The following is a 10,802-nucleotide window of genomic DNA, read 5'->3' as shown; positions in this document are numbered from 1 at the left end:
CGGCAGCGCTCAGTAGGCAATTTTTCAAAATATTGTTAAGCCTTTTCTGAGCATGGTATTTTTCATGGTATTACCAATTAGCAGGAAAATAAGCCATTGAATATAAAAGATAAAAATGTCTTGTTTACAATAGAGTGGGAGTAGGCGTGGACGCCGCGCCGGCAGCTCTTTTTTCTGCCGACGATGAGCGCTGGATGCGGCGTGCGCTCGAATTGGCCGCGCATGCGCGTGATGCCGAGAACGAGGTGCCGGTGGGTGCTGTGCTGGTTTCCGCTGAATCAGCGATTGGCGAAGGCTGGAACCGCAATATCGTCCTCAATGATGCGAGCGCGCATGCCGAAATTCTCGCCTTGCGTGCAGCCGGACAGCAGGTCGGCAACTACCGCTTTCCAGGAGCCACGCTCTACGCGACGCTGGAGCCGTGCGCGATGTGCGCGATGGCGCTGGTGCATGCGCGTGTGGGGCGAGTCGTCTACGCTGCTGCGGATCCGAAAACGGGTGCCGCCGGCAGTGTTTTCGATACGCTGGTGTCGCCGTTGCATAACCATCGCATCGAAGTTGCATCAGGCTTGTTTGCCGATGAGAGTGCTTCGATGCTGCGCGAGTTCTTCCGCAGCCGACGCTGATCAATCGATCGCGCGGCGAAAATCCAGATCGAAACGGGTGCCGGCGGTCAATGCATGCAAGCGCATGTTGGTGATGCGAATCGGTGCGCCAGGTTCAAGATCGGCAGCATTTGAGTCGACCATTTCGCTGGGGTCGATAATGGTCACGCCACCATTGCCGAAAACTTCAATGGCATTGTCCGCGCCGATCACGACTACGGTTGAGGCATCGATTCCGAGGCCCAGTGCGAACGGGTTCAGAGCAAGTGCGGCGAGCAGACGGCCAAGGCGGTCACTGGCATTTCCACCCTGGTCGATGACCACGCGATTGGTCAGACCGAGTCCGGGTGCGAGTGAAGCGCTGCCGACCCGTGGTGTCGGTCCGGCGGTACCGGATGCCAGCATGTGTTCGCAAAGCAGGGCAGCTCCGGCACCGACTCCGCATACCGCCATGCCCGCGGCATTGCGACGGCGTAGCAGGCGAGCCAGGCTGCTGCCGCCAATCAGGGTGCTGAGTTTGAGTGGTTGCTCGGCATTGAGGATGACCATTTCGGCCTGTTCGACGAGATCGAGCAGTTGTCTGTCCTCGGCATTGGCGCGTGTTTTCAGGGCGTATCGATGCAATTGCGAACTGGCGGCTGCGGTGAGCATCGCTTCGAGTTCGATATCATCGTCATCGGACTGTTCGAGCGCGCTGATGAGAATCACCGTCGGCGATTCCCCGACCAGACTGATCAGGCGCGAAAGCAGCACAGGCGTGCGTTGATTCGCAGGCAATTCTCCACAGGCAACGATGGCGCCGCGGCTTTTTTCTGGGGCGAGTTTGGCTGGCACACGCTCGATTCCGCGTTGGGGCTTTCGATTCTACACAGCCAGCCGGGTTTACGATCACCAACGCGCATGCTGAGACGCCGCATGTCCGCTCATTCGGGCGAAATGGAGACATCCGATTCGCTCTCGCCAGTGACATCCTGCACGCAGCCGATGACATCACCGCTCGCCGATTCCGGATCCAGGGCGCGCGCGCGAATTCTGATCTGACGTTTGCGCCCGATCGCGGTGGTAATGCGTGCCGTGATCTCGGTTGTTTGCTCGGACCTGGCAGCTTCAAGCGCCTGGCGCAGGCGCCGCTGGTCGTCGCTGGTGAAGTGACTGAGCATGCGATCCAGCGACGTCGGCGTTGATGCGGGTACATCGAAAATCGCATGCATCTTTGCTGACCAGATCATGCGGTCAGTGCCCGAGATCAATTGCCATGCACCGAGATTGGTCAGTGCTTGCACGTGTGCAAACAGCGAAGCATCCTGCTTGATCGGAGTTATGTCGGCAAAGATGGATACAACTTCTTCGGGGTTGCGCTTGTCGCTGCCGAATCGCGGTATGGCAGTCACGGTGACCCACAGGGTTGCATTGACATTTGGCGAGCTGAGTCCGCAGATGCTCGATTCGACGGGCTTGCCTGTCGACATGGCCCGAGACCAGGGCAGCGCGTCGTTGTCGATCGGGCGATTGTTCTCATCAACGAAACGCCAGTCGCCGAGCTGGTCAGAGCGCATGGCGAGCAGATCGGGTTCGCTCATCTGCAGAAGCCGGCATGCGGTGGGATTGCTGGCAACGATATGCCCCCTGCGGTTGCGCACAATGACCCCCTTGTCCATGTTGCGCAGGAGGTCACGCAGCTCTGCTTCGGATCGACGCAGCTGTTCATGGGCGTATTCGCGTGGGCCGAGATCCCGCGTCGCAACGATGATGCGCTTTTGCTGGCCGTCGAGATAGAACCTGGCGTTCAATTCAATTGCCGATGGCGGCGCGTCAACGTGGACGAGGGTCGAGCTGCGCGCAAGAATCGCTCCGCGGTCACCGGTGTCGAGCAAATCTTGCAGGAAATCCGCACCGACCTCAGGAAAAATCTCGACGATCAAACGTCCGAGCAGGGCATCGCGATCCTGATTCAGCAGGCTGCAGGCAGTCGCGTTGACATCCAGCGTGCGGCCATTCTCGTCGTGGATCGTTATCGCATCGGGAACGGCATCAATCAGAGCGCGATAGCGATGAGCAATGGTCGCGGTGACGCCGCGCAAATTGCGATGCTTTTCGCTGGCTTCATCAATGAGCAGGCGCAACACGGGATCGGCATCGACGCGCGAGGCATACTCGGCAAGTTGGCCCCATACGTCCAGTTCGGGCGTCGTCGACTGCGCAACCATCGCAACCGGTACGGAGGTATCCTGTTTCTCGATCATCGCGTGAATCCCTTTCACGGCCCCTGACACAAGCCTGGCGGCTCCTGCACAGGAGAGGATAGCACCGACTTTGGCGGATTTTCAGGTTCCGGCTCTGGCGACCCGGCTGGCCGTTTGCCGGCCCAGTTGCTGCGACAGCCACAATCCCGTTTCGATGAGCTTTTCGATATCGATGCCGGTGGCAATTCCCATGCCTTCAAGCATGTAGACCATGTCCTCGCTGGCGACATTGCCGGTGGCGCCCTTGGCGTACGGACAACCGCCCACACCCGATACCGCACTGTCGATCACGCTGACGCCTTCTTCGAGGCAGGCGAGGGCATTGGCCAGGGCCTGGCCGCGAGTGTCATGAAAATGCACGGCCAGTGCCTCAATCGGCACTTCGCCGGCGACTGCACGCAACATCTCCCTGGCTTTGCGCGGCGTGCCGATACCAATCGTGTCGCCAAGCGAAATCTCGTAGCAGCCCATCGCATGCATGCGTGTGGCCACGCGAACGACATCGCGCAAAGGAACGTCGCCCTGATAGGGGCAGCCGAGCACGGTGGACACGTAGCCACGCACGCGCACGCCATCGTTGCCGGCCTTGTCGAGAATTGGTGCAAAGCGCTCTATCGATTCATCGATCGAGGCATTGATGTTCTTTTGGTTGAAGGCTTCTGATGCGGCCGAAAAAACGGCAACTTCGACAGCGCCCACGGCGCGCGCGCGATCGTAGCCTTGCTCGTTCGGCACGAGTACCGGGTAGCTGATCCCGGCATGCTTTTCGATGGCGCTGAAAACTTCAGCCGCGTCGGCCAGTTGCGGCACCCACTTCGGGCTGACGAAACTGGTCGCCTCGATCGTGCGCAGACCGGTTTGCGACAGGCGATTGATCAGTTCGATCTTGGTTGCCGCGGGGATGATGGTCTTTTCGTTCTGCAAGCCATCGCGAGGGCCGACTTCGACGATGCGGACCGTTTGCGCCTGGGTGCTCATGGCGATTTCCCGGCTCGCCGAGCGCTGCGCTTGCGCTCGTATTGCTCAAGGCTCAGCTTGATCCGGCGAACCTCGGCGTCGGGTTTTTCCGCGAAGATTTTCTTGTTTCGCACGATATCGAGAACCTTGGCCCGATCTCCCTGGATATAGACATGCAACTGCTTGTTGCTGGCGTCAACCGTGCCATCGAGGACCTCGTCGATGACCAGGCTTGCGCTGCGCTTCGCATCCACCGGGTAGATGCGCAGGCGATCATGATCGACTTCGTAACGGGCGATGAAGAATGATTTCTTCGGTACGGGCTTGATGCCGTGGACGGGCGCAAGATCGACGACCTCGCCAAGCTGATTGTCGGCAATCACGAGGTAATTCTTGCCCTGGTCATGCACGTAGTTGAGGGGGATGTGGATCTGCTTTGGTGGGCCATCCTTTTCCGGGCGCTCAAGCATGAAGAATCGACATTCCTGATCGACGCGAAAAGCCAGTTCATCCGGCTCGCTTTTTGATGCATTGGCCGATGCGTCGACCCAGAGACCTTTCCATGCCGGATCGCAAGCGACAATCTTGTCGCCGGGTGTTGATTCGAAACGGGTCTCGGTGCAGGCGGCCAGCGCCAGCATTGAAAGAGCACAGCAGACGATGCGGAGGATCATTCACTGGCCTCCAGTCGAACCAGCACGGCGTCGCCTTCTACGAAATCGCCGGCCGCGGCCTGAATCACCTCGACGCGACCGGCTCGTGGTGAACGCAGGGTCAGCTCCATCTTCATCGCTTCCATGACCAGCAGTTCGTCGCCTTCATTCACTTCGTCACCGGGCTTGGCCTTGACCACGACGATACGTCCGGGCATCGGCGCAAGAACGCGATCGACATCGGACGAACCGGCTTCGACAAAGGCAAACGCAGGAGCATGATCGAAAATGCGACGTGACTGGCCATCGTGAACAGTAATGCGTGCACCATCGGCAAAGACCCGCTGGCGTCTTGCGACGCCATCGTGCCGCGCACTGAGCCAGCCGTCGGCAAGAACGGCATCCTCGATTGCCACTTCAAGCTCGCCAGCGGCAAGGCGATAGTTGCCCTGCGCACCAAAAGCCGATACCTCGATGCGCTCTTCGCCATCGATCAGGGCGATGATGCGTTTGCCATGATGGCCAAGTCGCCAGCCATCGGCACGACGCCACGGTGAATTCGGATCGGCGCTGAGGCCCGCGTGCAAGCGGGCCTCGCTTTCTTCGGTGAGCAGGGAAACGACACTCGCCGCAGACAGGAATGCATTTGCTCGCGCAGGATTATTGTCATCGCCGGCAGGCCCGATGAACTCATCGAGATTGCGGTCCAGATAGCCGGTATCGATATTCCCTTCAATCACGGCTGGATGGCGCAACAGCCGTTCCAGAAAAGCGACGTTCGATTTCGGCCCGATCACGCTGACTTCGGCGAGGGCATCGCGCATGCGTTGCAGGGCCGAATGGCGATCACGATCCCAGACGATCATCTTGGCGATCATCGGATCGTAAAAAACGCTGACGGTATCCCCTTCGATCACGCCCGAATCAATCCGCACATGCTCGGAGACCTGTGGCAAACGCAGGGTCTGCAAGCGACCGGAACCGGGCAGGAAACCCTGATCCGGATCCTCGGCGTAGAGGCGTACTTCGATCGCATGGCCATTGGCCGGAATCGACTTGTTGCGGATCAGCGAGCCTGGCAGCGGATCGCCGGCGGCGACGCGCAACTGCAATTCGACCAGATCGAGCCCGAGCACCATCTCGGTGACCGGGTGTTCGACTTGCAGGCGCGTGTTGATTTCCATGAAATAGAAGTCGCCAGCCTGGCCGACGATAAACTCGACCGTACCCGCATTGACGTAGTCGAGCGCGCGCGCAGCGACGATCGCTGCTTCTCCCATCTTCGTGCGCAACTCGGGGGTCAGGAATGGTGACGGTGTTTCCTCAAGCACCTTCTGGTAGCGACGTTGCGCCGAGCACTCACGTTCGTTGAGGTGGACGATGTTGCCGTGGCTATCGCCGAAAACCTGGAACTCGATATGACGCGGCTTTTCGACGTAGCGCTCGAGCAGAACCCGGTCGCGGCCAAATGCGTTGCTGGCCTCGCGCTGGCAGGATTCGAGATTGGCCAGGAAGTCCTCGGCCTTGCGCACGATGCGCATGCCTTTGCCGCCGCCGCCAAAGGCGGCCTTGATCATCAGCGGGAATCCGATGCGCTCGGCTTCGCGTGCGAGCAGCGAGGCGTCCTGGTCTTCACCGGTATAGCCCGGCACGACTGGTACCCGGTGCGAAGCCATCAGATCCTTGGCCCCGGCCTTGGATCCCATCTTGCGCATCGAGCTGCCGGATGGGCCGATAAAGGTCAGGCCTGCCGCGGCGACCGCATCGGCAAAGTCGGCATTTTCTGAAAGAAATCCATAACAAGGGTGAATCGCCTGCGCCCCGGATTTCAGGGCAACCTCGATGATCACGTCACCGCGAAGATAGGAGTCGGCTGGAGCCGGGCCTCCGATCGGAAACGCGACATCGGCCTGGCGGACGTGCTGGGCAGTTGCATCGGCTTCGGAATAGACGGCAACCGTGCGGATACCGAGGCGTCGGCAAGTGCGGATCACGCGGCAGGCAATCTCGCCGCGATTGGCGATCAGGACGGTGTCGAACATCATCAGTTCTCGGCATTCCAGCGGGGAGGGCGCTTGTCGAGGAATGCGGACAGGCCTTCCTGGCCTTCATCCGAAACACGCAAGCGTGCGATCAGGGCGGCATTCTCGACATCGAGCTTCTCGGCACCTTCGCGGGTGATGCCGGCAATGCGCAGGGCCAGAGCCTTGGCTTCGGCCTGGGCCTGGGCACCACACTTGCGCAGGAAGTGCAGGCTGCGCGAAATCGCATCATCGAGTTCCGAGCGCGAGACAACCTGATGCAGGAGATCGATGCGATGGGCTTCGTCGGCGTCGAAGACTTCGGCACTGATGAACAGTTTGCGCGCCTGGCGCGGACCGATTGCAGCGACCACGTAGGGCGAGATTACGGCCGGGACAAGACCGAGCTTGGCCTCGCTCAACGAAAACTTGGCGCCGTCGACACCGATCGCGATGTCGCAACAGGCGATCAGGCCGATGCCGCCGCCGTAGGCTGAGCCATTGACCTTGGCGATGGTCGGCTTGGGCAGAAAATTGAGCGTGCGCATGAGGCGGGCAAGACGCAGGGAGTCTTCGCGATTTTCCGCTTCGCTGGCACCAGCCATCGCACGCATCCAGTTGACGTCGGCTCCGGCGGAGAAGGTGCTGCCCTGGCCGCTGAGGACGAGTCCCCAGATCGAGCCATCGTCGTTGGTCGCCTCTATCGCAGCAGTCAGGTCGGCGATCAGTTGGTCGTCGAAGGCATTGTGTACCGAAGGTCGGTTCAGGCTGATTTCGCGGATCCCGTTGCGATCGGTGATGAGTAAGTTGTCTGACATGCATTTGGCCTTTCTGGAAGACCTCGATCATAGAGATTTCGGCAGATACCTGCAGCCATTCGCCGCGACACAAGTCATCGCGGGATTGGGTTGATCGGCATATAATGCGAACCATTCTTATTCGCCGTGGTCTTTTGATGCGCTTGTCCGAGTTGGCCCAGGGAATTGACGCCGTGGTGCAGGATGTTGAAAACGTGAGTGAAGTTGATCCGATCGCGCGTCGTTTGCGTGATTACGGTTTCGTTCGTGGAGAGCCGGTTCGCCTGGTCGGACGCGGTCCGATCGGGGCTGATCCCTTGCTCGTGCAGATCGGTTTCACCCGATTTGCCCTGCGCCGTGCTGAAGCGGCTCGCGTGATTGTCGAGTTGGCGGCATGAGCGAGGCGGTTGCAAGTCTGCGTCTGGCTCTGGTTGGCAATCCGAATTGCGGCAAGACCGCACTGTTCAATCAGTTGACCGGTGGCCGACAGAAAGTCGCCAACTATGCCGGAGTCACGGTCGAGCGCAAGGAAGGCCGGTTCAGAGGACCTTCTGGACGGGCGTTCCAGCTGCTCGATCTGCCAGGCGCCTACAGTCTCGAAGCATCCAGTCCCGACGAGGTCATCACCCGGGATGTCTGCCTCGGTCATTTTCCCGGCGAGACGGCACCTGATGTGATTGTGTGTGTCGCCGACGCGACCAATTTGCGTTTGCACTTGCGCTTTGTTCTCGAAGTACGTCGACTCGGGCGGCCGATGGTGCTCGCCTTGAACATGATGGACGCCGCCAGACGCCGCGGAATTGCCATCGATGTGCAGAAACTCGAAGCGGCGCTCGGCATTCCGGTCGTCGAAACCATTGCCGTGCGGCGCGGTGGTGCAAGGGATTTGATCAGCCGCCTCGATGCAGCGATTCCGGCCGTGGCGTCCGTGGATTCAGCCAGTGATCTGCACGACGAAGCGCGTGCGCTGATCGCCGATGCCGTGAGCATGCCGCGACGCACGGCGAGGATCGACGATGCGATTGATCGCGTTGTCCTGCATCCATTGCTTGGTCTCGGCTTGCTTGCCGTGATCATGTTCCTGATTTTTCAGGCCGTGTTCTCGTGGGCGCAGCCGCTGATGGATGGCATTGAAGCCGGGGTTGGATTCCTTGGCAGTTGGGTCGGCGCCGGGCTGACCTCGATGCCCGTGCTGCAGAGTCTGGTTGTCGACGGAATTTTTGCCGGCGTCGGTGGCGTCCTCGTATTCCTGCCGCAAATCCTGATCCTGTTTCTGTTCATTCTTGCTCTGGAGGAGTCGGGCTACTTGCCGCGCGCGGCGTTCCTGCTTGATCGGCTGATGCTCAAGGCCGGCTTGACCGGGCGCTCGTTCATCCCGTTGCTGTCGAGTTTTGCCTGCGCGATTCCCGGCATCATGGCCACACGCAGCATCCACGATCCCCGTGATCGCCTGACCACGATCCTGATTGCACCATTGATGACATGCTCGGCGCGGTTGCCGGTTTACGCCTTGCTGATCGCCGCCTTCATCCCGAACGAGAGCGTCGCCGGCATTTTCAACCTGCAAGGCATTGTCTTGTTCACGTTGTATGCCGCCGGCATCGTCAGTGCGCTGGCCGTGGCCTGGCTGGTCAAGCTGGTCCGTCGCGACAAAAGCGAGCATGCCCTGCTTATGGAACTGCCCTCGTACCGTATTCCGCATCCGCGCGATATCGCGATCGGTCTGTGGGAGCGTGGCAGCATCTTTCTCAGGCGGGTGGGCGGCATCATTTTGTCGCTGACCATCATCCTGTGGTTCCTTTCTTCGTTCCCGGGTCCACCGGAAGGTGCCACTGATCCCGCGATCAACTACAGCTTCGCCGGCATGCTCGGTCGCTGGTTGCATGTCATTTTCGCGCCGATCGGATTCAACTGGCAGATCTCGATCGCCCTGGTTCCCGGGCTGGCCGCACGCGAGGTCGCGGTGGCCTCATTGGCCACCGTCTATGCGTTGTCGGGACACGAGGAAGGCCTGCAGGCCGTCGTTGCCTCGCAATGGTCGATGGCCACGGCATTCTCCCTGCTTGCCTGGTATGTGTTCGCGCCAATGTGCCTGTCGACGCTGGCCACGGTCCGTCGTGAAACCAACTCATGGCGCCAGGTCTGGATCATGACCGCATATTTGTTTGCACTGGCTTATTTCGCCTCGTTGCTGACCTATCAAATTGCCAGGGCGATGGGCGCATGAGCGCACAGGTTCTGCAAACCATTCTGGTTGCCGCGATAGTTTCGGTGAGCACGATTCTCGGTGCGCGCCATATCGCGCCCGGGCCTTTCCGTTCGTTGCAATCGTCGCTGGCACGGTCGCTCGGAAATCCGCAGCGCGGTACATGGTTGCGTGTGCTTGGACGCTGGCTGCAACCGCGCGAAGCAAAACAGGGTAGCTGTGGCAGTGGCTTGGGTTGTGCCAGTTGCGGCGGCTGCGGCACTTCGGAAGCCAAGCCGGCGGATTCCATTCCGCTGAAGTTCCGGCCGCACTCATCCCAGTAATCCTGACACCTGCCCATTTCGATGTGCGCAGACGGTGGGAAGGCTTCACAGAACGCGTAGACTGCCAGCATGAACACTCATGATCTGCATCGCGGTAGCGAACCTCTACTGATCAGCCTGCCTCACGATGGTCGGGAAATTCCGCCCGAAATCGCCTCGCGGCTGACACCTTCGGCGCGGCGTGTTCCGGATACCGATTGGCATGTCTCGCGTCTGTATGCATTCGCCCGCGATCTTGGCGCGTCCGTCCTCGTGCCTGCTCATTCCCGCTATGTGGTCGATCTCAATCGTTCGCCCGATGATGTCTCGTTGTATCCGGGCCAGAACACGACAGGTCTGTGTCCGATCGTGCAATTCTCCGGAGAGCCAGTCTATCTGGAGGATCAGCAACCGTCGGCCGAGGAGGTTGACCAACGCGTCGAGAAATACTGGCGCCCCTACCACGCGGCGCTGACTGACGAAATCGAGCGTATTCGCGCAGAGCATGGTCGCTGTGTGCTCTGGGAAGGCCATTCGATACGCAGCGTTTTGCCCTTTCTGTTTGAAGGGCGTCTGCCTGATATCAATCTCGGCACGGCCGCCGGCGCCAGTTGCCGCGCCTCGTTGCGCAATCAGCTGATTGGAGTCCTGGAAGCCCAGGCGGATTACAGCTTTGTTGTTGATGGTCGCTTCAAGGGGGGTTACATCACGCGCCACTACGGCCAGCCGGAGCAGGGCGTCGATGCAGTCCAGCTCGAGCTCGCCCAGATCAATTACATGGATGAAGCGAGCCATGTTTACGACACGGAGCGCGCGGCATCCCTGCAATCGATGATCCATCGCCTGCTTGAAGCGGCGCTGGATGTCGACTAGCAGGCTGTTGAAATTCGCTCAGGCGAGTGCGAGACAAAGCGAAACGGGCCGAAAGAGTGCAGTTTACATGCGGTAAATGAGCATTTTGAGGCCCGTTTTGCTGCCGGATCGTGCCGTTTGAGTAGAATTTCAACAGCCTGCCGGG

11 protein-coding genes are annotated in these 10,802 nt (G+C 59.9%); 5 read left to right on the top strand and 6 right to left on the bottom strand.

Annotation, left to right across the window (positions count from 1 at the left end; translation table 11 throughout):
- Positions 1-134 precede the first annotated feature (134 nt).
- The gene (gene tadA, locus VFN25_RS11685; protein ID WP_414648948.1) at positions 135-626 is read left to right on the top strand and encodes a tRNA adenosine(34) deaminase TadA; all 492 of its coding nucleotides are present in this window, start codon (positions 135-137) and stop codon (positions 624-626) included.
- Here tadA and VFN25_RS11680 read toward each other — a convergent pair whose 3' ends face one another.
- From VFN25_RS11680 to VFN25_RS11655, 6 genes are all read right to left on the bottom strand, one after another.
- Positions 627-1,439 (bottom strand): cyanophycinase, encoded by an 813-nt coding sequence (locus VFN25_RS11680; protein WP_325142082.1) that lies wholly within the window; start codon positions 1,437-1,439, stop codon positions 627-629.
- A gap of 89 nt (positions 1,440-1,528) precedes the next feature.
- The gene (locus tag VFN25_RS11675) at positions 1,529-2,848 is read right to left on the bottom strand and encodes a PAS domain-containing protein (RefSeq protein WP_325142080.1); all 1,320 of its coding nucleotides are present in this window, start codon (positions 2,846-2,848) and stop codon (positions 1,529-1,531) included.
- Between the two features lie 81 nt (positions 2,849-2,929).
- Positions 2,930-3,826: a hydroxymethylglutaryl-CoA lyase gene (locus tag VFN25_RS11670; protein WP_325142078.1), complete on the bottom strand. Its 897-nt coding sequence runs from the start codon at positions 3,824-3,826 to the stop codon at positions 2,930-2,932.
- Positions 3,823-4,479, bottom strand: a complete 657-nt coding sequence (locus VFN25_RS11665; protein ID WP_325142076.1) for a hypothetical protein — start codon at positions 4,477-4,479, stop codon at positions 3,823-3,825. The genes VFN25_RS11670 and VFN25_RS11665 overlap by 4 nt, the downstream gene beginning before the upstream one ends.
- Positions 4,476-6,500: an acetyl/propionyl/methylcrotonyl-CoA carboxylase subunit alpha gene (locus VFN25_RS11660; protein ID WP_325142088.1), complete on the bottom strand. Its 2,025-nt coding sequence runs from the start codon at positions 6,498-6,500 to the stop codon at positions 4,476-4,478. Before VFN25_RS11660 ends, VFN25_RS11665 begins: the two co-directional genes overlap by 4 nt.
- 2 nt (positions 6,501-6,502) lie before the next feature.
- Positions 6,503-7,297, bottom strand: a complete 795-nt coding sequence (locus VFN25_RS11655; protein WP_325142074.1) for an enoyl-CoA hydratase-related protein — start codon at positions 7,295-7,297, stop codon at positions 6,503-6,505.
- A 137-nt stretch (positions 7,298-7,434) separates the two neighbouring features.
- On the opposite strand from VFN25_RS11655, the gene VFN25_RS11650 reads away from it, so the two are divergent.
- The 4 genes from VFN25_RS11650 to hutG all read left to right on the top strand — a co-directional run bounded on the left by VFN25_RS11650 (position 7,435) and on the right by hutG (position 10,657).
- Positions 7,435-7,674 (top strand): FeoA family protein, encoded by a 240-nt coding sequence (locus VFN25_RS11650; RefSeq protein WP_325142086.1) that lies wholly within the window; start codon positions 7,435-7,437, stop codon positions 7,672-7,674.
- A complete protein-coding gene (gene feoB, locus VFN25_RS11645; RefSeq protein WP_325142071.1) occupies positions 7,671-9,503 on the top strand; it encodes a ferrous iron transporter B in 1,833 nt (610 codons plus the stop codon). The genes VFN25_RS11650 and feoB overlap by 4 nt, the downstream gene beginning before the upstream one ends.
- Entirely contained in the window at positions 9,500-9,805 is a 306-nt protein-coding gene (locus tag VFN25_RS11640; protein ID WP_325142069.1) for a DUF6587 family protein, read from the top strand. Before feoB ends, VFN25_RS11640 begins: the two co-directional genes overlap by 4 nt.
- Positions 9,806-9,874: 69 nt before the next feature.
- Complete coding sequence (hutG, locus tag VFN25_RS11635; protein WP_325142067.1) at positions 9,875-10,657, top strand: N-formylglutamate deformylase; 783 nt, start codon at positions 9,875-9,877, stop codon at positions 10,655-10,657.
- Positions 10,658-10,802: the final 145 nt, after the last annotated feature.

It is taken from the genome of Dokdonella sp. (assembly GCF_035703485.1).
In the GTDB taxonomy this organism is placed as follows: Bacteria; Pseudomonadota; Gammaproteobacteria; order Xanthomonadales; family Rhodanobacteraceae; genus Dokdonella.
This window is presented reverse-complemented; position numbering and strand designations above follow the sequence as displayed.

Bases quoted from the DNA above. Each gene is read 5' to 3' on its own strand.
- VFN25_RS11660 (WP_325142088.1), bottom strand. From the start codon at position 6,500: ATGTTCGACACCGTCCTGATCGCCAATCGCGGCGAGATTGCCTGCCGC.
- VFN25_RS11670 (WP_325142078.1), bottom strand. From the start codon at position 3,826: ATGAGCACCCAGGCGCAAACGGTCCGCATCGTCGAAGTCGGCCCTCGC.
- VFN25_RS11675 (WP_325142080.1), bottom strand. From the start codon at position 2,848: ATGATCGAGAAACAGGATACCTCCGTACCGGTTGCGATGGTTGCGCAG.
- hutG (WP_325142067.1), top strand. From the start codon at position 9,875: ATGAACACTCATGATCTGCATCGCGGTAGCGAACCTCTACTGATCAGC.
- VFN25_RS11665 (WP_325142076.1), bottom strand. From the start codon at position 4,479: ATGATCCTCCGCATCGTCTGCTGTGCTCTTTCAATGCTGGCGCTGGCC.
- VFN25_RS11640 (WP_325142069.1), top strand. From the start codon at position 9,500: ATGAGCGCACAGGTTCTGCAAACCATTCTGGTTGCCGCGATAGTTTCG.
- VFN25_RS11655 (WP_325142074.1), bottom strand. From the start codon at position 7,297: ATGTCAGACAACTTACTCATCACCGATCGCAACGGGATCCGCGAAATC.
- feoB (WP_325142071.1), top strand. From the start codon at position 7,671: ATGAGCGAGGCGGTTGCAAGTCTGCGTCTGGCTCTGGTTGGCAATCCG.
- VFN25_RS11650 (WP_325142086.1), top strand. From the start codon at position 7,435: ATGCGCTTGTCCGAGTTGGCCCAGGGAATTGACGCCGTGGTGCAGGAT.